At 69.5% G+C, this 20,266-nt stretch carries 19 protein-coding genes and 1 pseudogene; 9 read left to right on the plus strand and 11 right to left on the minus strand.

What is annotated here, in order from left to right:
- Positions 1 to 3: 3 nt before the first annotated feature.
- Positions 4 to 1,278 (minus strand): phosphotransferase, encoded by a 1,275-nt coding sequence (locus tag OG272_RS25285; RefSeq protein WP_405894919.1) that lies wholly within the window; start codon positions 1,276 to 1,278, stop codon positions 4 to 6.
- Positions 1,279 to 1,829: 551 nt separating this feature from the next.
- On the opposite strand from OG272_RS25285, the gene pdhA reads away from it, so the two are divergent.
- Genes pdhA through OG272_RS25300 form a run of 3 tightly spaced genes read left to right on the plus strand, consistent with a single transcriptional unit; the run spans position 1,830 to position 5,553 of the window.
- On the plus strand, positions 1,830 to 3,056 hold the full coding sequence (gene pdhA, locus OG272_RS25290; RefSeq protein ID WP_327728766.1) for a pyruvate dehydrogenase (acetyl-transferring) E1 component subunit alpha: 1,227 nt from the start codon (positions 1,830 to 1,832) through the stop codon (positions 3,054 to 3,056).
- Positions 3,057 to 3,058: 2 nt separating this feature from the next.
- The gene (locus OG272_RS25295) at positions 3,059 to 4,087 is read left to right on the plus strand and encodes an alpha-ketoacid dehydrogenase subunit beta (RefSeq protein ID WP_405894921.1); all 1,029 of its coding nucleotides are present in this window, start codon (positions 3,059 to 3,061) and stop codon (positions 4,085 to 4,087) included.
- 11 nt (positions 4,088 to 4,098) lie between these two features.
- A complete protein-coding gene (locus tag OG272_RS25300; protein ID WP_327728765.1) occupies positions 4,099 to 5,553 on the plus strand; it encodes a dihydrolipoamide acetyltransferase family protein in 1,455 nt (484 codons plus the stop codon).
- Between the two features lie 94 nt (positions 5,554 to 5,647).
- On the opposite strand, the gene OG272_RS25305 is transcribed toward OG272_RS25300, so the two are convergent.
- Together OG272_RS25305 and OG272_RS25310 are read right to left on the minus strand one after the other, a co-directional pair.
- Complete coding sequence (locus OG272_RS25305) at positions 5,648 to 6,628, minus strand: BRO family protein (protein WP_405894923.1); 981 nt, start codon at positions 6,626 to 6,628, stop codon at positions 5,648 to 5,650.
- Positions 6,629 to 6,799: 171 nt separating this feature from the next.
- The gene (locus tag OG272_RS25310) at positions 6,800 to 7,630 is read right to left on the minus strand and encodes a D-alanyl-D-alanine carboxypeptidase family protein (protein ID WP_405894925.1); all 831 of its coding nucleotides are present in this window, start codon (positions 7,628 to 7,630) and stop codon (positions 6,800 to 6,802) included.
- Between the two features lie 302 nt (positions 7,631 to 7,932).
- Here OG272_RS25310 and OG272_RS25315 point away from each other — a divergent pair, with 302 nt between their 5' ends.
- Positions 7,933 to 8,595 carry a GntR family transcriptional regulator gene (locus OG272_RS25315; RefSeq protein WP_326580502.1) on the plus strand — a complete coding sequence of 221 codons (663 nt, stop codon included), beginning with the start codon at positions 7,933 to 7,935 and terminating at the stop codon, positions 8,593 to 8,595.
- Positions 8,592 to 9,908 carry an MFS transporter gene (locus tag OG272_RS25320; RefSeq protein ID WP_326580500.1) on the plus strand — a complete coding sequence of 439 codons (1,317 nt, stop codon included), beginning with the start codon at positions 8,592 to 8,594 and terminating at the stop codon, positions 9,906 to 9,908. The genes OG272_RS25315 and OG272_RS25320 overlap by 4 nt, the downstream gene beginning before the upstream one ends.
- A gap of 37 nt (positions 9,909 to 9,945) precedes the next feature.
- Here OG272_RS25320 and OG272_RS25325 read toward each other — a convergent pair whose 3' ends face one another.
- Entirely contained in the window at positions 9,946 to 10,770 is an 825-nt protein-coding gene (locus tag OG272_RS25325) for a maleylpyruvate isomerase family mycothiol-dependent enzyme (RefSeq protein ID WP_405894926.1), read from the minus strand.
- A 230-nt stretch (positions 10,771 to 11,000) separates the two neighbouring features.
- Between OG272_RS25325 and OG272_RS25330 the strand changes: the two genes are divergently transcribed.
- Entirely contained in the window at positions 11,001 to 11,795 is a 795-nt protein-coding gene (locus OG272_RS25330) for a carbon-nitrogen family hydrolase (RefSeq protein WP_326580496.1), read from the plus strand.
- A gap of 8 nt (positions 11,796 to 11,803) precedes the next feature.
- Here the strand turns inward: OG272_RS25330 and OG272_RS25335 are convergent, their stop codons facing one another.
- Both OG272_RS25335 and OG272_RS25340 read right to left on the minus strand, forming a co-directional pair.
- Entirely contained in the window at positions 11,804 to 12,070 is a 267-nt protein-coding gene (locus OG272_RS25335) for a DUF397 domain-containing protein (protein WP_327728762.1), read from the minus strand.
- Positions 12,071 to 12,079: 9 nt separating this feature from the next.
- Entirely contained in the window at positions 12,080 to 12,928 is an 849-nt protein-coding gene (locus OG272_RS25340) for a helix-turn-helix transcriptional regulator (RefSeq protein ID WP_327728761.1), read from the minus strand.
- 236 nt (positions 12,929 to 13,164) lie between these two features.
- On the opposite strand from OG272_RS25340, the gene OG272_RS25345 reads away from it, so the two are divergent.
- Positions 13,165 to 13,632 (plus strand): ATP-binding protein, encoded by a 468-nt coding sequence (locus tag OG272_RS25345; RefSeq protein WP_327728760.1) that lies wholly within the window; start codon positions 13,165 to 13,167, stop codon positions 13,630 to 13,632.
- Between the two features lie 355 nt (positions 13,633 to 13,987).
- On the opposite strand, the gene OG272_RS25350 is transcribed toward OG272_RS25345, so the two are convergent.
- Both OG272_RS25350 and OG272_RS25355 read right to left on the minus strand, forming a co-directional pair.
- The gene (locus OG272_RS25350; RefSeq protein WP_326580486.1) at positions 13,988 to 14,479 is read right to left on the minus strand and encodes an LURP-one-related family protein; all 492 of its coding nucleotides are present in this window, start codon (positions 14,477 to 14,479) and stop codon (positions 13,988 to 13,990) included.
- 2 nt (positions 14,480 to 14,481) lie between these two features.
- Positions 14,482 to 15,486, minus strand: a complete 1,005-nt coding sequence (locus OG272_RS25355; protein WP_326580484.1) for a helix-turn-helix domain-containing protein — start codon at positions 15,484 to 15,486, stop codon at positions 14,482 to 14,484.
- Positions 15,487 to 15,537: 51 nt separating this feature from the next.
- On the opposite strand from OG272_RS25355, the gene OG272_RS25360 reads away from it, so the two are divergent.
- Both OG272_RS25360 and OG272_RS25365 read left to right on the plus strand, forming a co-directional pair.
- Positions 15,538 to 15,933: a cupin domain-containing protein gene (locus OG272_RS25360; protein ID WP_326580482.1), complete on the plus strand. Its 396-nt coding sequence runs from the start codon at positions 15,538 to 15,540 to the stop codon at positions 15,931 to 15,933.
- Between the two features lie 202 nt (positions 15,934 to 16,135).
- Positions 16,136 to 16,423, plus strand: a pseudogene (locus tag OG272_RS25365) (alkyl hydroperoxide reductase); the annotation flags it as partial.
- A gap of 52 nt (positions 16,424 to 16,475) precedes the next feature.
- Here OG272_RS25365 and OG272_RS25370 read toward each other — a convergent pair.
- The 3 genes from OG272_RS25370 to OG272_RS25380 all read right to left on the minus strand — a co-directional run bounded on the left by OG272_RS25370 (position 16,476) and on the right by OG272_RS25380 (position 20,118).
- Entirely contained in the window at positions 16,476 to 16,712 is a 237-nt protein-coding gene (locus OG272_RS25370; RefSeq protein WP_327728758.1) for a DUF6458 family protein, read from the minus strand.
- Between the two features lie 122 nt (positions 16,713 to 16,834).
- Positions 16,835 to 18,133, minus strand: coding sequence for a M18 family aminopeptidase (locus tag OG272_RS25375; protein ID WP_327728757.1), 1,299 nt, complete (start codon positions 18,131 to 18,133; stop codon positions 16,835 to 16,837).
- A 143-nt stretch (positions 18,134 to 18,276) separates the two neighbouring features.
- Positions 18,277 to 20,118, minus strand: coding sequence for an acyl-CoA dehydrogenase (locus tag OG272_RS25380; protein WP_405894930.1), 1,842 nt, complete (start codon positions 20,116 to 20,118; stop codon positions 18,277 to 18,279).
- Positions 20,119 to 20,266 lie beyond the last annotated feature (148 nt).

Below are 20,266 nucleotides of genomic sequence, written 5' to 3' on the forward strand. Positions count from 1 at the left end.
GGGTCACTCCACGAACGCCTCGCACACCGCGTCGTACTCCCGCGTCCACCACACCACCAGCGCCGAGGCCGCCGGGAACTGCGGGTCGGCGCGGAGGTCGCCGCGCTCGTAGTGCCAGCGCAGCATCCAGAAGTCGTTGAGCCGCTCCCACCACACGCGGTGCACCGCGGCCGCGAGTTCGGCCGGGGCGGCGCCAGCGGAACGGCGGTACGCGCGCGCGTAGGACCGTACTTTCGCCAGGTCCAGGGCGCCGACGGGGCGCACGAAGAAGATCACCGCCGCCCGGACCGCTTCCTCCGCGCGCGGCTGCACGCCGAGCCGGTCCCAGTCGAGGATCGCGGCGGGCACATCGGGGACGTCGTCCCGGTAGAGCACGTTGAACGGGTGGAAGTCCCCGTGCACCCACCCCACCGAACCGCCCCGGGGCGGGCGCCGTTGCGCGTGCCGCTCCAGCAGATCCCGCCGCTCCAGCAGCCGATGCCGGGCGAGCGCGTCGAAGGCGTCGGCCGGCCGATGACGTCGTACCCGGTCGAGCAGATCGTCGATGAGGGCGAAGGTGTCGACGGCATCCGCGCTCTCGGTTCCGACGGACCCGACAGCCCCGACGGACCCGACAGCCCCGACAGCCCCGACAGTCCCTGCGGCCCCTCGGCCTCCCGCCCCGCATGCGACGTGAGGCGCGGTGGCCGCCCTTGTCCGAGCCTGGGGCGACCGCGCGGGCGGAGCCTGCCGCTGGGCCGGGATCAGCCGCTTGCGTACCGGCACGACCGGCACCGCCGGCTCCCGCACCGGCACCGGCACCGGCACGTCAGGCTCCCGCACAGACACCTCCGGTTCCTGCGCAGGCATCACCCGCTCCAAAGACGCGTGGACGACGCCCAGGAGCGCCCCCAGGCGGGCGCACTGTCCGGGGTCGAGCTGGCCGCCGTGCCGGTGGCGTCCGTCGATCCACGGGTGCAGGGCGTAGGCGTGACCGCCGACGACCGCGACCGTGCGCCCGTCGCGAGCGGCCAGCGGCGGGGCCACGGGGACGCCCAGGTCGGCGAGGCGCTGGGTGGCACGGTGCTGGCGGACGATCGCGGCCGGATCGGCGGTCTCGGGGTCGAAGTGGTGCTTGAGGAAGTACCGGCCGCGGGTGGTGGACAGCCGGTAGCCGCGGTTGAGGAGCCCCTCGTCGACGGGTTCACAGGTCAGTGCGGACCCGGCGGCGTACCGCTCCAGCAGAGGGCCCAGAGGGGGCGCGTGGAGCACAGGGGGTGGTACAGATGAGCGCAGCACGCGCCAGATGTTAGGGCATGCGCCACGCCGCTGACCTGACGCTTGTCACACACAGTCGTTACCGATCACGGAGTGCGCAGATCCGAACTGCGGCTCGACGCGCAGACATGCGGGCCGGATATCCACCGCGCCCGAGAGGAAACAGGGCGATTCGGCCGGGTTCACGGATGGAGCAACTTCCACGGGCGATCTCACGGCCCGCCCCCGGCGAAGTCTTCCCGTGGCCGGGGTGGCCGGGATAACGTGCCGGTGTTCCGGCCCCCTGCCAGGCTGTTAACCAGCGCTGTGACCAGCAGCTGTTCCCGACGGACGCGACTTACTTGGACCCCCTAGTACCGAATTACTTGGAAATCCAAGGAAAATCGCAGGTCAATAGGGGTTTCACAGGAATGTGGAGCACTGGGTAACGTGCCTCGTGCAGGGCGCTCGCCGGGGCACCTGTCACGTCTGTTCCCGGCCAAGGGCACCCACCCCGTGCACGGGCACCGGGATCAGGCGAGCCGCACTGGTCTTCCGGCAATCCCGGGGGCCGGACCGACGGAGGAGCACACGTGACCGTGGAGAGCACTGCCGCGCGCAAGCCGCGACGCAGCGCCGCAGGCAAGACCGGCACCACCGGCAGCAAGGCGGCCGGTACCACCGGCACCAGGCGCGCCGCTGCCAAGAAGCCGACCGACGCCCAGCCCGAACTCGTTCAGCTGCTGACGCCCGAGGGCAAGCGCGTCAAGAACGCGGAGAACGCGCCGTACGAGCCGTTCGTCGCCGACATCACCACCGACGAGCTGCGTGGCCTGTACCGGGACATGGTGCTGACCCGTCGCTTCGACGCCGAGGCCACCTCCCTGCAGCGCCAGGGCGAGCTGGGCCTGTGGGCCTCGCTGCTCGGCCAGGAGGCCGCCCAGATCGGCTCCGGGCGGGCCACCCGCGAGGACGACTACGTCTTCCCGACCTACCGTGAGCACGGCGTCGCCTGGTGCCGCGGGGTCGACCCGACCAATCTGCTCGGCATGTTCCGCGGCGTGAACAACGGCGGCTGGGACCCGAACAGCAACAACTTCCACCTCTACACGATCGTCATCGGCTCCCAGACGCTGCACGCCACGGGCTACGCCATGGGCATCGCCAAGGACGGCGCCGACTCGGCGGTCATCGCCTACTTCGGTGACGGCGCCTCCAGCCAGGGCGACGTCGCCGAGGCGTTCACCTTCTCCGCCGTCTACAACGCGCCCGTCGTGTTCTTCTGCCAGAACAACCAGTGGGCCATCTCGGAGCCCACGGAGAAGCAGACCCGCGTCCCGCTGTACCAGCGCGCCCAGGGCTTCGGCTTCCCCGGCGTCCGCGTCGACGGCAACGACGTCCTCGCCTGCCTCGCCGTCACCAAGTGGGCGCTGGAGCGCGCCCGCCGGGGCGAGGGCCCCACCCTGGTCGAGGCGTACACGTACCGCATGGGCGCCCACACCACCTCCGACGACCCGACCCGCTACCGCCACGACGAAGAGCGGGTGGCCTGGGAGGCCAAGGACCCGATCGCGCGCCTGCGCGCTTACCTGGAGTCCGAAACGGACACGAACGAGGGATTCTTCGCGGAACTCGAAGCGGAGAGCGAGGCGTTGGGAAGGCGAGTGCGCGAAGTGGTGCGTGCCATGCCCGACCCGGACCACTTCGCCATCTTCGACAACGCGTACGCGGACGGACACGCGCTCGTGGACGAGGAGCGCGCCCAGTTCGCCGCGTACCAGGCGTCGTTCGCCGATGTGGACGAAGAGGAGGGCAAGTAGCGATGACCACGCAGACAGCCGCGCAGACGGCAGGGCAGACCGCCGGGCATTCCGCCCCGAAGAGCATGGCGGTCGCCAAAGCGATCAACGAGTCGCTGCGCAGGGCCCTCGAAACCGACCCCAAGGTCCTCGTCATGGGCGAGGACGTCGGCAAGCTCGGCGGCGTGTTCCGGGTGACGGACGGCCTGCAGAAGGACTTCGGAGAGGACCGGGTGATCGACACCCCGCTCGCCGAGTCGGGCATCGTCGGCACCGCCATCGGCCTCGCCCTGCGGGGCTACCGCCCGGTGGTCGAGATCCAGTTCGACGGCTTCGTCTTCCCCGCGTACGACCAGATCGTCACCCAGCTCGCCAAGATGCACGCGCGCTCGCTGGGCAAGGTCAAGCTCCCCGTCGTGGTCCGGATCCCCTACGGCGGCGGCATCGGCGCGGTCGAACACCACTCCGAGTCCCCGGAGGCGCTGTTCGCGCACGTGGCGGGCCTGAAGGTGGTCTCGCCGTCGAACGCCTCCGACGCCTACTGGATGATGCAGCAGGCCATCCAGAGCGACGACCCGGTGATCTTCTTCGAGCCCAAGCGGCGTTACTGGGACAAGGCCGAGGTCAACCCCGAGGCCATTCCCGGCCCGCTGCACAAGGCCCGTGTCGTGCGCGAGGGCACCGACCTCACGCTCGCCGCGTACGGCCCGATGGTGAAGCTCTGCCAGGAGGTCGCCGACGCGGCCGCCGAGGAGGGCAAGGCCCTGGAGATCCTGGACCTGCGGTCGGTGTCCCCCCTGGACTTCGACTCCATCCAGGCGTCCGTGGAGAGGACGCGCCGTCTGGTGGTGGTCCATGAGGCGCCGGTGTTCTTCGGCTCGGGCGCGGAGATCGCCGCCCGCATCACCGAGCGGTGCTTCTACCACCTGGAGGCCCCCGTCCTTCGCGTCGGCGGGTACCACGCCCCCTATCCGCCGGCCCGGCTGGAGGAGGAGTACCTGCCGAATCTGGACCGGGTGCTCGACGCCGTCGACCGCTCGCTGGCGTTCTGAGGGAGAGGGTCGTGACGACGATGACAGACACGTCTCCGCGCGAGTTCAAGATGCCCGACGTGGGTGAGGGACTCACCGAGGCCGAGATCCTCAAGTGGTACGTCCAGCCCGGTGACACGGTCACCGACGGCCAGATCGTCTGCGAGGTGGAGACGGCCAAGGCCGCGGTCGAACTGCCCATCCCCTACGACGGTGTGGTGCGCGCCCTGCACTTCCCCGAGGGCACCACGGTCGACGTCGGCACGTCGATCATCGCGGTGGACGTGGCGGGCGGCGCGGCCCCGGCGCAGGCCCCCGCCGAGGCGGCCGCGCCCGCCCAGCCGGCGGCGAAGCCCGCGGCGGAGCCGGTGGCCAAGAAGCCCGAGGGCCGCAAGCCGGTCCTCGTCGGCTACGGGGTCGCCGAGTCCTCCACGAAGCGCCGCCCCCGCAGGGGGGTCCCGGCCGCCGCCGCGCCCGCCGAGGACACCCTGTACGCGGCCACCGCGATCCAGGGCGTCCAGGGCATCCAGGGTGAGCTGAACGGGCACGGGCAGCACGGGATCACCGTCCCGCGTCCGCTGGCGAAGCCGCCGGTCCGCAAGCTGGCCAAGGATCTCGGGGTGGACCTGGCGACGATCACCCCGTCCGGCCCCGACGGGGTCATCACCCGCGAGGACGTCCACGCCGCGGTGGCCCCGCAGACGGCTGCCGAGCCCGTGGTGGAGGCGCCCGCGCCCCCCGCCGCGCCTGCCGTCGCCCCGGCGCCGGTGACGTCGTACGACGGCGCCCGCGAGACCCGTGTTCCGGTCAAGGGTGTCCGGAAGGCGACGGCGGCGGCGATGGTCGGCTCGGCGTTCACGGCGCCGCACGTCACGGAGTTCGTGACGGTCGACGTGACGCGCACGATGAAGCTGGTCGAGGAGCTGAAGCAGGACAAGGAGCTGGCGGGCCTGCGGGTCAACCCGCTGCTGTTGATCGCCAAGGCACTCCTCGTGGCGATCAAGCGCAACCCGGAGGTCAACGCCTCCTGGGACGAGGCCGCCCAGGAGATCGTGCTCAAGCACTACGTCAACCTGGGCATCGCCGCCGCCACCCCACGCGGCCTGATCGTCCCGAACATCAAGGACGCCCACGCGAAGACGCTGCCCCAGCTCGCCGAGTCACTGGGCGAGCTGGTCTCCACGGCCAAGGAGGGCCGGACCTCCCCGGCCGCCATGCAGGGCGGCACGGTCACCATCACCAACGTCGGTGTCTTCGGCATCGACACCGGCACGCCCATCCTCAACCCCGGGGAGTCTGCGATCCTCGCGGTCGGCACGATCAAGCTCCAGCCGTGGGTCCACAAGGGGAAGGTGAAGCCCCGCCAGGTCACCACCCTGGCCCTCTCCTTCGACCACCGGCTGGTGGACGGGGAACTGGGCTCCAAGGTGCTGGCGGACGTGGCGGCGATCCTGGAACAGCCGAAGAGGCTGATCACTTGGGCGTGAGGCCCTCGACTGGATAGGCTCCATGTGAAGGGGCGGCCGCAAATTCGTCTTGCGGCCGCCCCCTTCTGCTGTGGCTCTGCTCAGTCCCCGCCTGTCAGCGCTGGTTGAGCACGTACACCGGTGCCCCGTCCTCAGCGGCGCCCCGAGACTGGATGCAGGCGTGCTTGCGCAGCATCCGTAGACATTCGTTGACGCGGTGCACCGACAGCCCCGTACGGGCCGCGATCGCCTCCAGCGGCTGACGCAACTCACCCTCCTGGACAAGCACCGGGGCGATCACCACGGCCACCGTCCACACGTCCTCCGTCACCGACAACCGCTTCCGCCAGTCGGCCAGCACGGACTCCGTGGTCGGTTGCGCCGAGAAATCGGGAACGGGCGCCGGCCGGTCGAGCGCGAGGGTGTCGAGACGGTTCGCGATGCGTTCCATGGCCTGGGCGATGGCTTGCTGGGCGCCAAGCGTGGCGCGCTGCGTCTCCAGCATGGTCCGCTGTGTCTCCAGCAACTCCTGTTGCAGTGCCAGCGATTTGTGCTGTGCGACCGCAAGCTGCTCGTCCGCTTGAAGGTTGCGCTCTTCGAGCCGGACGATGGCCTCGGCGACCTGCTCGGGCATGGCGTACGCGATGGGGGCGCCCGGCTCGGCGGGCTGTACCTCGGCCTCCTCCAGCGAGTAGGAGCCCTCGCGCTGAATGGTCTCGATCACTTCGGCGACCCACTGTTTGAAGGGTGCGCATTCGGGCTTGGTGCAGGCGCTGACGAGAAGGATCAGACCCTGGAGATCGATGAGATTCAGGTCTCGGCGCCACTCCCGACCTGCGGGAACGCTGAGACCGTAAGCTCCAGTTACGGTCTCGAGAATCTCTCGGTGCTCCTCTGGAACATGGTCGGAGAGTGCCTGCCGCGAGTTGGTGTGCCCCAACTGCTTGCAGACATCCACCGCCGGGAACCAGTGCGCCCCGTCCGGCATGGTCAGTCGGCGGACGCGTGCTCCGGTAGCCGCGTAGACGAAGTCGCCGACGTCGAGCGCGTCCTGCTGCGTGCGGGGGTCGGGCTGGTGCTTGCTGGGTTCGATCATCTGAACCACCTCCAACCCGGAACGTAGGGGGGAGGAATGGGCATATGCCAGCCAGCGCAACGATGTTCACTATTGCGAGGGAAGCCCGCCTGTTCGGCTTGCGATCCAGGCAAGTAGGACGAAGGGGGCCGTCGCTCGACAGCGACGGCCCCCTTCCTCGTGCTGGTGCGGTTACAGCGTGGCGAAGCCGTAGTCCATCAGCTTCTTCACGTCCGCCGTGCGGGTGGTCGCGTTGGTGGATGTGAGGACGGTGCCCACGATCGTCTTGCCGTTGCGGGTCGCGGAGAAGACGAGGCAGTACTTGGCCTGGGCGCCGGAGCCGGTCTTCACACCGAAGGTGCCCTTCCAGCCGAGCAGCTTGTTGGTGTTCTCCCAGGTGTAGTAGCGGTAGCCGCCACTCTTGGTGGTCACCTTCTGCTTGGTGGTCTTCGTACCTACGATCGACTTGAATGTGGAGTTCTTCAGCGTGTTGCTGGCGAGCTTGGTGAGGTCACGCGGCGTCGAGTAGTTCGAGCCGTTGCTGATGCCGTCGAACGAGTCGAACTTCGTGTTCTTCATGCCGAGACTCTTGGCGGTGGAGTTCATCTTGGAGATGAACGACTTCACCCGCGCCGCACGCGTCGAGCCCGTGCCGAACTTGTCGGCGAGCGCGTACGCGGCGTCGCAGCCCGACGGGAGCATCAGAGCGTAGAGGAGCTGGCGGACGGTGACTTTGTCGCCGACGATCAGGCCGGCGTGGGAGGCCTGGTTCTTGACGATGTAGTCGCTGTACGCCTTCGAGACCGTGACCTTGGCGTTCAGGTTCAGGTTCTTCTGCGACAGCACGACCTTGGCGGTCATGATCTTGGTGGTGGAGCCTGTGGACCGCTTGGTGTCCGCGGCCTTCGTGTAGAGGGCCTTGCTGTTGGCGTTGTTCCACACGAACCCGCCTTTGGCGGTGATCGTGGGCTTGGCGGGAGCTGCCTGCGCGGTGCCGGAGCCGACGACTCCGGTCGCGATCATCGCACCGGTGGTCACGACGACTGCAGCGGCTCTGCGGACACGTGCGCCCTTTATGGCGGTAATCAAGTCAAGTACCCCGATTGCGTGAAATGTCTGTGGAGCGCGGCCACTTGGGCTCCGGTTTCGGGCAAGCGGGGCCGCTTCTCGTGTGACAAGTGAGTAGCACAAAAGGTTGTGCCTTGGGTGGGGCGGGGGTCAATTCAAGTCCATCTCACTGTCTTTTGACGGGTTCAGGGTGGGGGTGCCGTCCCGGATCGTGGACGGGTGCGGCGATGCGTACGTGTTGTATCTAAGCTGTGGGCATGCCCACAGCTCCCGCCCCCGCCGTGAAGCAGCCCCCCGCCGCCGACCGCGTGTACACCCACGTCAAACAGGGTGTCCTGGAGCGCCGTTACGAGGGCGGCACGCTGCTCACCGAGGGCGAGCTGGCCGAGGCGGTCGGCGTGTCCCGGACGCCGGTGCGGGAGGCGCTGCTGCGGCTGGAGGTCGAGGGGCTGATCAAGCTCTATCCCAAGAAGGGCGCCCTGGTGCTGTCCGTCTCCGCGCAGGAGATCGCGGACGTCGTCGAGACCCGGCAGCTGGTCGAGGAGCACGCGGTCCGCAAGACGGTCCCGGCCACGCCGCGGCTGATCGAGCGTCTGGAGGCTCTCCTGGAGCAGCAGAAGGCGCAGGCCGCCGCCGGGGACCTGGCGGGTGCCGCGGTGACCGACCGCTGCTTCCACGCCGAGATCGTCCGCAGCGGGGGGAACGAGATCCTCTCCCGCCTCTACGACCAGCTCCGCGACCGGCAGCTGCGGATGGGCGTCGCCGTGATGCACGCCCATCCCGACCGCATCACCAAGACGCTCAGCGAGCACGAGGAGATCCTCCAGGCGCTGCGCGCGGGTGACGCGGAGGCGGCCGTGGCGCTCGTGCACCGGCACGTCAGCTGGTTCTCCATGCTGGCGCGGGGAGAGGTCCGGTGAGCCGCCCCGCCATACAGTCGTCCGCCGGGTCCCTGCCCGGAGACCCGCCCGGCGGCCGTCGCGCGCTCGCCGTGTGGGGTGTGGGCGTCTCCGTCTACTTCGTCGCCGTCATCTTCCGTACGTCGCTGGGCGTGGCCGGCCTCGACGCCGCCGACCGCTTCCAGGTGGGCGCCTCCGCCCTGTCGACCTTCTCGATACTCCAGCTGCTGGTCTACGCGGGCATGCAGATCCCCGTCGGCCTGCTGGTCGACCGGCTCGGCACCAAGAAGGTGCTGACGCTGGGCATCCTGCTGTTCACGGCCGGACAGATCGGCTTCGCGCTGTCTCCGTCGTACGGCACCGCGCTGGCCTCGCGGGCCCTGCTGGGCTGCGGCGACGCGATGACGTTCATCAGCGTGCTGCGGCTGGGCAGCCGCTGGTTCCCGGCCCGGCGCGGGCCGATGGTCGCTCAGATGGCGGGCCTGGTCGGTATGGCGGGCAACCTGGTCTCGACGCTGCTCCTGGCCCGGCTGCTGCACGGGGTGGGCTGGACGGCGGCGTTCGCGGGCAGCTCGGTCGCCGGCCTCGTCGTCCTGGTCCTCACCCTGCTGTTCCTGAAGGACCACCCCGAGGGGCACGAGCCGGAGCCCTTCCCGCACCACGGGGCGGCGTACGTGCGGCGGCAGATCGCGGCGTCCTGGCGGGAGCCGGGTACCCGGCTCGGGATGTGGGTGCACTTCACCACCCAGTTCCCGGCGATGGTGTTCCTGCTGCTGTGGGGGCTGCCGTTCCTGGTCCAGGCGCAGGGTCTCAGCCGTGGCACCGCCGGTGAGCTGCTCACCCTCGTCGTCCTGTCCAACATGGTCGTCGGGCTGGTGTACGGCCAGGTCGTGGCCCGGCACCACGCGGCGCGGCTGCCGCTGGCGCTCGGCACGGTCCTCACGACGGCGGTGGTGTGGGCGACCACGATCCTCTACCCCGGCGAGCACGCGCCGATGTGGCTTCTGATCGTCCTCTGCGCGGTCCTCGGGGCCTGTGGGCCGGCCTCGATGCTCGGCTTCGACTTCGCCCGCCCCGCGAACCCGCCGGAGCGGCAGGGCACCGCCTCCGGCATCACCAACATGGGTGGTTTCGTCGCCTCCATGACGACCCTGTTCGCGGTCGGTGTCCTCCTGGACCTGACCGACGACGACTACCGCGTCGCCTTCTCCGCCGTCTTCGTCCTCCAGGCCCTCGGCCTCACCCAGATTCTCCGCCTCCGCGCCCGTGCGGCCCGCCGCGAACGGGAACGGCTGGTGGCGAGCCGGGTGGAGACGGTGCACGTACCGGCGTAGCGGCCGCCGGGCTTTCGGAAGCCCTGTGACCTGGTGGCTACACCGTCACCGCGAACGCGCGCAGGATCGCCGCGATCAGGTGGGGGTCGCCCTCGGCCTTGATGCGGTCGGCGACGAGGTCGGCGGTGACGCGGCCGCAGGCGAGGCGGACGTAGGTCTCCCAGTCGAGGGTGATGGTGGCGGCGGGGCCGAGGGCGGGGGTGGTCTCCAGGGTCCCGCGGCCCTGCATGTCGACGCGGACGGTGCGGATGAACTCCACCGGGCCGTGCACGTCGAAGACGACGGCCGAGCTGCGCGGCGCCTGCGCGTCCTCGGCGACGACCTTCGGCAGCACGGACAGCAGCTCGTCACGGACGACGTACGCGCCCGGGGAGTCCAGGTTGCCCGGCTGGCCCAGGGCGGCGCGCAGGTCCTGCTCGTGGACCCATACGTCGAACGCGCGGTTCCGCATGGCCTGTTCGAGCGTCTGCTCCGTGCCGAGCGGACCACGTACCTTGTGCCCCGGGTCCCGCGACTCGTTCCGCAGCTGGCGGTTGCGCCGGATGATCGTGTACTCCAGCTCGGAGGTCATCTCCGGCGCGGTGTGGTGACGGCGGGCGTCGACCTGCATCTCCATGTACCGCTGGTGCTCGGTCCGTACGTGGTACAGGTCGCGCGGGAGGGTGTGGATCGGCCGCGGGTCGCCGAGCATCTCGCAGTCCAGGCCGATGACATGCGAGACCACATCGCGCACCGACCAGCCGGGGCATGGCGTCCGCCGGTTCCACTCGCCCTCCACGAGCGGCGTCACCAGCTCGGATATCGCGTCCACGGAGTGGGTCCAGGCGTCGGCGTAGGGCTGAAGAGTGGGATGCAGACTCACGGAACGGGACCCCTCGGGCGGTCGGTACGTGTCAGTACGGTCGGTGCGTATCGGTAGGGGGGCGGCTGATTTCGGTCGGGCGTCGGCGTTGACGGCGGTGAGCGGGCGTCGGCGGCTGTCAGTGGGTGCTGTGGAACGTTAAGTTACGCTGCCGTGAGGCACCCCGGCAGTGCTTTCGTGTGACGATCGTAGGCCGGTGTGGACGTCTCGAATGCCAGGACGGTGGTAGTGTGCGCGCCTCGCTCATCCAGATCGGCGTAGACGAGGACGAATCGGTCGATTCGCGCAGGCGGCGTGTGGCCGCGCTGGTAGGGGACCAGGCCGGCGCCGATCTCGTCGTCCTTCCCGAGCTCTGGACCACCGGCGCTTTCGCGTTCGAATCCTTCGCGACGGCGGCCGAGCCGCTGGAAGGACCGACGTACGAGGCGATGGCCAAGGCGGCGAGCGACACGGGCGTCTGGCTGCACGCGGGCTCGATCCCGGAGCGGGACCCTGACGGAACTCTCTACAACACCTCCCTCGTCTTCTCACCCTCCGGCGACCTCGCCGCCGCCTACCGCAAGATCCACCGCTTCGGCTTCGACAAGGGCGAGGCCGTGCTGATGGGTGCGGGTTCGGACCTGGTGACGCTCCGCCTGCCCGAGACGACCATCGGCATCGCCACCTGCTACGACCTCCGCTTCCCCGAGCTGTTCCGGGGACTCGTCGACTCGGGCGCGGAGATGTTCGTGCTGTCGGCGGGCTGGCCGGAGCGGCGGCGCTCGCACTGGACCCTGCTGGCGCAGGCCAGGGCCGTGGAGAACCAGGCCTACGTCCTCGCCTGCGGAACGGCCGGCACGCACGCGGGAGTTCCCCAGGCGGGTCACTCGATCGTGGTCGACCCCTGGGGCGAGGTGCTGGCGGAGGCGGGCCCCGACGAGGAGGTCCTCACGGTCGAGTTCGAACCGGCGAAGGTGGCCGCGACCCGGGAGCAGTTCCCCGCGCTGAAGGACCGGCTGCTGGGGCTGGAGCCGCCGCGCCGCTGAACTGCCGCTCAGCCCTCCAGTGAGGTTCGGGACCCGTTCCGCAGCGTGCTGAGGAGCGCGTGGAGGGCAGTGGCCGAGGGCGACAGGATGGTGGCGGGGGTGTCGCTCTCGCGTAGGTGGAGGGTGGTGGATATCTCCAGGCAGGACGTGTCCTCGCCGCCTCCGGAGAACGACGACTTTTGCCAGGGGGTGGGGGCGGTGGCTATCTCCAGGCAGTTGGTGTCGGCGCCGCCGGCGGAGTACGACGACTTCTGCCAGTGGAGGGTTTCAGACACGAGATACCTTCACAGTTCCTGGGAGATGCGGTGGATGAGGTCAAGGGAAGCATCCTCCGGGAGGGCCGCGCTGTCGATGCTCTCGAAGAGGGCTAGGTAGCGGCTCAGTCGCACCGGGGCCTCGATGAATTCTGCACCGTGCAGCGTGTCGATCTGAACGGTGTCGAGTTGGGGCACGATCCCTCCGACGTACTGCATGGGGAGCCCGGCCCCCGCAAAGCCTTCGGCCGCGAAGGGGATGACGCGAAGGCTGACCGTCTCGCTGGCGGCTGCCTTGAGAAGGTGCTCAAGCTGGGCGCGGGCCACTTTGGAGCCGCCGACGCGCATGCGCAGGGCGGCTTCATGGATGATCACGTCGTACGGCGTGCCCGTAGCGAGGACTTGTCGGCGGCGCATCCGGAACGAGACGTGGACTTCGCGCTGGTCCATCGGGCGGTTCGGTTCCGTGAAGACCGAGGCCGCGTATACGTGCTCCTCCGTCTGGAGAACGCCTGGGATGTGCACCATCTCGAAGGCCCGGACGTACGACGCGTGGTGCTCCAACTCGGCAAGGTCGAGGGCCGGGGGAGGCAGAAGCCCGCGGTACTCCTCCCACCAGCCCTTGTTCATGCGGTCATTCGCCATTTCGGCCAGTGCGTCCACGAGTTGGGTGTTGGTGCAGGCGTACAGGCCGACGAGCCTGCGCAACCGCTCCTCGCTGATGCCGAACCGACCGGCTTCGATGTGGCTGACCTGGGTCGGACTCGTGTTCAGGAATGCGGCGGCGTCCCGGTTCGACACGCCTGCGGCCTCGCGCAACTTCCTTATCTCAGTCCCCAATCGCTGCTGACGTGCCGTGGGGTTGGGCCTCGATGCCATGCCGTGCTCCTTGTCGTTGATGCTGACTTATCGGGAATTGTTGAGGTACCTCAAGTTGAGGCGCTATGGTCGTAACGTACCTCACGGAGAGTGCCCATAAGGTCACTCATTCGCAACTCCTGCACGCCCAGCTCCCGTTGGAAGTGCCACCCCGGTCATCGACACCGGGGCGCCGGACAGCAACGCGGACGGACAGGCGCGTGCAACCCCCTCACCTCCACCGGAGTTGATGCCCCATGCCCTCGTACACCCTCATCTGCCCACCCCTCGAAACCTCCCCCCACATCGCCCGCGACTTCGTCGCCACCGTCCTTCACGCGCTGCGCCTGGACCGGACCCTGGTCGACGACGCGGTCCTCTGCGCCTCCGAACTCGTCACCAACGCCTGCGTGCACGCGAAGGGCGGTGACGGCACCGTGCTGTGGCTGGCGGTGGAGGAGGGGCGACTGCGGGTGGTGGTGTACGACGGGGACGAAAACCCGCCGGTGATAAGGGAACTGACGACTGAGACCTGGGAGCGGGGCGGCGGCCGGGGGCTGTATCTGGTGGACGCCCTCACCGAGGGCCGCTGGGGGCACGGCCCGGACATCCCGTACGGCGGCCCGACGCACCCGGTGGGCAAGGCGGTGTGGTTCGACCTGCCCGCGGACCTGCCCGGGGATCAGCCGGTGGACCTGCCCGTACGGCGAAGGGCGGTGCTGTGACCGACGAGCCGCGAACGCCCGACAGGCGGCGGGAACTCGAATCGGCGGCCGTCGTCCTGGGCCTCGCGCGGCCCGATGGTCGACCACGGCGCATGCCTCACGGCCGACCAACTGCGCTGGATCGCCCGCCGTCCGGTCGAGTCCCTGGCGGAGGTCCTCAGGATCGCCGCCAGTCAGTGCGGTCCCACGCCCGAACCGGGTGGAGGCGATGGGCGCCACGCCCCCACCCGCTCGAACACCCGCCCCTAGGGTCGGGCCGGTGGGTGGCGCCACCGGGGCCCTGCCGCTCGCCGAGCAGGACGACCGCGTTCTCATCGGGATCTTCGTAGGGCGTCCGGCGGCCTGACGAGTGGTCTCAGTCGTCCCGCTCCTTCTCCGCCAGGTTGATCACGCACACCGTGACGGCGATCAGCAGGGCCGGGTCCGCGTCGTCACGTACGACGTCGAGGCCGTAGGTCTCACGGACGCGCAGCCATCTGCGGGAGATGTGCGCGAGGAGTTCGCCGTCGTACTCGATGACGAACTCACGGTCGAGGATCTTGCCGCTGACGTCGAGTTCGGTGCCCTCCGTGAGAGCGACGCGGTAGTGGTTGCGGAGCAGGGACAGGCGCTTGCGGCGGACGGTGGCGAGAGGGTGACCGTCCCGTTCGATCACCATCGTGTCGCGCAGTGCGAACATCTTGCGGCGGATGTCGATCAGTACCCGCCCCTGGGTGTCTCTCAGCTCGAAGGTGTCCCGCAGCCGCATGGCCTTGCCGTCGACGAGGAAGGCCTTTGTGCCGTGCTCGTCCTCGATCCAGTAGTCGTCACCGATGCCGAGGAGCCGGTCGCGTACGAGGAATCTCATGTCTACAGGCGTTCCCCCGCGCCCGCTCCGAAACGTCGCCTGTAGGCCGAAGGGCTCAGCCCGGTCTCCTGGCGCAGGCGCGCGCGGAGGTTCGCGGCGGTCCCGAGACCGCTGCGCTCGGCGACCACGTCGAGACGCTCCTCACCGCGTTCGATGAGTCGTCGGGCCAGGGTCACGCGCTCCCCGATGAGCCAGGCCAAAGGCGTCGTGCCGAGCTGGCTGCGGAAGCGGCGGTGCAGGGTGGCGGGCGAGACGGCCGCGCGGGTGGCGAGGTCCGAGACCGTGAGTGGGGCGGCGAGGCGCTTCTGGGCCCAGGCCAGCACGGGTCCGAGGGACTCGTCCGGGATGTGCGGAACGGGCCGCTCCACGAACTGCTGCTGCCCACCGTCGCGATGAGCCGCGAACACCAGCCGTCGGCTCACCGCGTTGGCGAGCTCCGCGCCGTGGTCCCGGCGCCAGATGTGCAGCCCCAGGTCGAGCGAGGCCGCGCTGCCGGCCGAGCTCAGCAGGTCGCCCTCGTCGACGTAGAGCACGTCCGGTTCCAGCCGGACCTTCGGATGCAGCTGCTGGAATGTCTCCGCCCAGCGCCAGTGGGTGGTGGCCCGACGGCCGTCGAGCACCCCGGCCTCCGCCAGCGCGAAGGTGCCGGTGCAGAAGCTCACGATCCGCGCCCCGCGCGCGTGGGTGCGCCGGATGGCGTCGAGCACGGCGGCCCCGCGCGGCACGACGTTGTCCGGTCGGCCCGGTACGACGAGGGTGTCGGCGTCGTCGACGGCGTCGAGCCCCGCCACCCCGGTCATGGTGAAGAACCCGTGGTTCATCCGGACCCGGGCCCCGGGCGTGCACAGCGTCACCTCGTACAGCGGTGCGGGCAGCCCCAGTTCGGGCCGCGGCAGCCCGAACAACTCGGTCGCCACGCCCACTTCGAAGGGGTTGGTGGCCTCGTCGACGACCACCACGACGCGATGCGGACTCGGCAGAGGGTGCTGCGAGGATCCTTTCGACATGTGCGATTCCTAGCACTCGCACGGTGGTGTGCGCACACCGACGATGAGTTCATGGAACCCACGGCACCCATCTCCCTGGCCAAGGCGCTGTCTTCTTTCGACGCCCTGTGGAGCCCCCGCATCGTCACCACCGTCAACGACTACGACGTCCGCGTGGCCAAGGTCGAGGGCGACCACCTCTGGCACGTCCATGAGAACACCGACGAGTTCTTCCTGGTCTTCGAGGGCGAACTGCACATCGGCCTGCGCGAACCGGAGGGGGAACGCACGGTCGTCCTGCCTCAGGGCTCGGTCTTCACCGTCCCACGAGGGGTCGAGCACAAGCCGTACGCCCCGTCCCGCGCCGCCATCCTCGTCATCGAACCGAGCGGTACGAGTACCGTCGGCGACCGGCATGACGAGATCCCGGACCATGTGGACGCGACCACGGGGCATGCGCTGAGCTGACCGGCCGGTGGCACTGCGCAGCGCAGCGCAGCAAGAGTTTTCCACAGGCCGTGCGCGAGGTTGTCCACAGGCTCGCGAGCGGGCCGTCGGCAAGTGGCACTCTTGATCCATGAGCGATTCCACGACCGAGCACCCGGCACCCCGCCGCGTCCGTGTCCGCGCCCCTGAGCTGATCGGGAAGGGCAGCTGGTTGAACACGGGCGTCTCCGCCACCCCGCCCGAGCTGCTGCTCCGGGGCGGGGGCGGGGGCGCGGACACGGCCCTGTCCCGCGCGCTCGAACTCGACCCGTCCATAGCCGAGGGCGTGCTCCACGTCTCGGCGATGGCGGCCTCCTGCGAGGACACCGCGTCCACCGGCGCCGCCGTGGAGGCCGAGGTGCATCCGGCCTGCCACGTCCACCAGCAGGACCGGGGCGTGCCGGTCCGGCTCACGGAGGGCGGGACGGACCGGCTGCCGCTGGTGCCGGCGGGGATGGACGAGGGCCTCTAGGGACACGGGGGCTTCCGCTCCTCGGCCAGCCGGTGGCGCCGGCCTCCGTGTCCTAGTACCCCTGGTACCCACCCCGCTGCTGGCCGTTCTCGTCGACGACCGGAGCCGTGGGAGGCACCACGACCCGCTTCCGCTTGGCGATGCTGCTGAACGTCGCGACTCCGATGAGTCCGACGATCATGAAGATGATGCCGACCAGGTCGAGGTTGACCCCCTGCATGTCCCAGTCGGTGGCGAACGTGAGAATGGCTCCCACGGCGATCAGAATGATGCACCCGCCCAGGCCCATGAGTGTTCCTCCCAGTGTCCGGTTGGGTCGGCCGGTCGTTCCGGTCGTTCGGTCCTACCGGTCGACATCGGGTACCCGGACAGGCCCGTCCGTAACAGCCGTTGAGGGCACGGGCGGCGGGCTCAGCCCTCCAGGAAGCCCACCAGAGCGTTCGCCAGGAGGTAGGGGTCCTTCGCGCCGCACAGCTCGCGGGCGCTGTGCATCGAGAGGATGGCGACGCCGATGTCGACGGTGCGGATGCCGTGGCGGGCGGCGGTGATGGGGCCGATGGTGGTGCCGCAGGGCATGGAGTTGTTGGAGACGAACGTCTGGAACGGCACGCCGGCCTTCTCGCAGGCGGCGGCGAAGACGGCGCGGCCCGAACCGTCCGTGGCGTAGCGGTTGTTGACGTTGACCTTGAGGAGCGGGCCGGCGTCCGCGCGGGGGTGGTGCGTCGGGTCGTGGCGCTCCGCGTAGTTGGGGTGGACGGCGTGCCCGGTGTCGGAGGAGAGACAGACCGTGCCGGCGAAGGCGCGCGCCCGGTCCTCGTAGGAGCCGCCGCGCGAGAAGACCGAGCGCTCCAGCACCCCGCCGAGCAGCGGACCGTCCGCGCCGGTGTCGGACTGGGAGCCGTTCTCCTCGTGGTCGAAGGCGGCGAGGACGGGGATGTACGGGAGTTCGTCACCGGAGGCGGCGACCGAGGCGAGTGCGGCCGTGCCGGCGTGCACGGAGAGGAGGTTGTCCATGCGGGGACCGGCGAGCAGCTCCTTGTCGCGGCCCAGGTACGCGGGGGGCTCGACGGAGTGGGTCATCAGGTCCCAGCCGGTGACCTCGCCCTGGGGGAGGCCCGACTCCTCCTCCAGGAAGGCGATCAGGTCGCCGTCGCGGACGTCGTCGCCGAGGCCCCAGACGGGCTGGAGGTGACGCTGCTTGTCGAGCTTGAGGCCCTCGGAGGTGACCGTACGGTCGAGGTGGATGGCGAGTTGGGGGACGCGCAGGAGAGGTCTGTCGACGTTGACGAGGCGGCTGGTGCCGTCGCGCAGGGAGAGCCGGCCGGCGATGCCGAGGTCACGGTCGAGCCAGGAGTTGAGCAGCGGGCCGCCGTAGATCTCGACGGCGATCTGGCGCCAGCCGTGCGCGCCGCTGTCGGGGCGGGGCTTGACCCGCAGATTGGGGGAGTCGGTGTGGGCGCCGACGATACGGAAGGGGGTGTGGGGTCGGGCCCCCTCCGGCACGTACCAGGCGATGATCGCGCCGCCGCGCAGCACGTACCTGCCGCCGAGCGAGCCGTCCCACGCGTCGGTCTCCGAGACCTGCCTGAAGCCTGCCTTCTCCAGCCGTTCGGCGGCGCTCGCCACCGCGTGGTACGGGGACGGGCTGCTCGCCAGGAAGGTCATGAGGTCGTCGGTGTGGCCGCGATCGAAGCGTGGGGGTGTGCGCATGGGTTCACCTTAACGACGTACGAGGGCCCACTCCCTGGGGACGGGAGCGGGCCCTCGTAGTGAGCGTGTGGAGGAAAGGGCGCCGGACGGACGGGCAGGGTCCGTCCGGCGCCACGACCGGGGTGCGGCCGGGGAGGGGCTGTCTAGAACGCCGCCTCGTCCAGATCCATCAGGTCCAGGTCGACGCCCTCGGAGATCTTGCGGGCGAGGGTGACGCCCGGCAGGACGTTGGCCGCGAAGAACTTCGCCGCCGCGATCTTGCCGGTGTAGAAGGCCTCATCCTTGGCGGACACAGCCTTCGCCGAGGCGTTCTCCAGCTTCTCGGCGGCGACGACGGCGCCCTTGAGGAGCAGGTAGCCGACGACGACGTCACCGGAGGCCATCAGCAGGCGGGTGGTGTTGAGGCCCACCTTGTAGATGTTCTTGACGTCCTGCTCGGTGGCGGCGAGGTCGGTGAGGAGGAGGCCGACGATGGCCTCCAGCTCGACGGCGGCCTTGGCGAGGTGCTCGCGGGCGCCGGCCAGCTGCTCGCCGCCCTCGCCGAGCGCCAGGAACTTCTTGATCTCCTCGGCGAGGGTGTTCAGCGCGGCGCCCTGGTTGCGGACGATCTTCCGGAAGAAGAAGTCCTGGCCCTGGATCGCGGTGGTGCCCTCGTACAGGGTGTCGATCTTGGCGTCGCGGATGTACTGCTCGATCGGGTACTCCTGCAGGAAGCCGGAGCCGCCGAAGGTCTGCAGCGACTGGGCGAGCTGCTCGTAGCCCTTCTCGGAGCCGTAGCCCTTGACGATCGGCAGGAGCAGGTCGTTCAGGGCCTCCAGGGCGGAGATGTCCTCGCCCGCCGCCTCCTTGACCTGGATCTCGTCCTGGATGGAGGCCGTGTAGAGGACCAGCGCGCGCATGCCCTCCGCGTACGCCTTCTGCGTCATCAGCGAGCGGCGGACGTCGGGGTGGTGCGTGATGGTGACCTTGGGGGCGGTCTTGTCCATGAAGTTCGCCAGGTCGGGGCCCTGGACGCGCTCCTTGGCGTACTCCAGGGCGTTCAGGTAGCCCGTCGAGAGGGTGGAGATCGCCTTCGTGCCGACCATCATGCGGGCGAACTCGATGATGCGGAACATCTGGCGGATGCCGTCGTGCTTGTCGCCGATCAGCCAGCCCTTGGCCGGGTGGCGGTCGCCGAAGGTCATCTCGCAGGTGTTGGAGGCCTTGAGGCCCATCTTGTGCTCGACGTTCGTGGCGTAGACGCCGTTGCGCTCGCCCAGCTCGCCGGTCTCGAAGTCGAAGAGGTACTTCGGGACGAGGAAGAGGGACAGGCCCTTGGTGCCGGGGCCGTGGCCCTCGGGGCGGGCGAGGACGTAGTGGAGGATGTTCTCCTCCATGTCGTGCTCACCGGAGGTGATGAAGCGCTTGACGCCCTCGATGTGCCAGGAGCCGTCCTCCTGCTGGACCGCCTTGGTGCGGCCGGCGCCGACGTCCGAACCGGCGTCCGGCTCGGTGAGCACCATGGTGGAGCCCCAGGTCCTGTCGACCGCGATCTGGGCGATCTTCTTCTGTACGTCGTTGCCCTCGTCGTAGAGGATGCCGGCGAACGCCGGGCCGGAGGCGTACATCCACACGGCCGGGTTCGCGCCGAGCAGCAGCTCCGCGTACGCCCAGATCAGGGAGCGCGGCGAGGTGGTGCCGCCGATCTCCTCGGGGAGGCCGAGCCGCCAGTACTCGGAGTCCATGAAGGCCTTGTAGCTCTTCTTGAAGGTGGCCGGTACCGGAGCGGTGTTCGTCTCCGGGTCGAAGACCGGCGGGTTGCGGTCGGCGTCCGTGAAGGACTCCGCCAGCTCGTTCTCCGCGAGACGGGCCAGCTCCTCCAGGATGCTCTTGGCGGTGTCCGTGTCCATCTCCGCGAACGGGCCGGTGCCGTACAGCTTGTCGCGCCCGAGGACCTCGAAGAGGTTGAACTCGATGTCGCGGAGATTCGACTTGTAGTGCCCCATGGCGACGGCTCCGTAAGAGAGATCGGCGAGGCACTGGCTCCTCGCGCTAGTTCACGTACCAACAAGTAGCTTCTGTGTCGATGATGCTACCCATCAGTAATAAGAAGCAACCCCGAGCGGGTCATCTGTGACTCGTTACGCTTTGCCG

This window comes from Streptomyces sp. NBC_00104 (assembly GCF_045160825.1).
Lineage (GTDB): Bacteria > Actinomycetota > Actinomycetes > Streptomycetales > Streptomycetaceae > Streptomyces.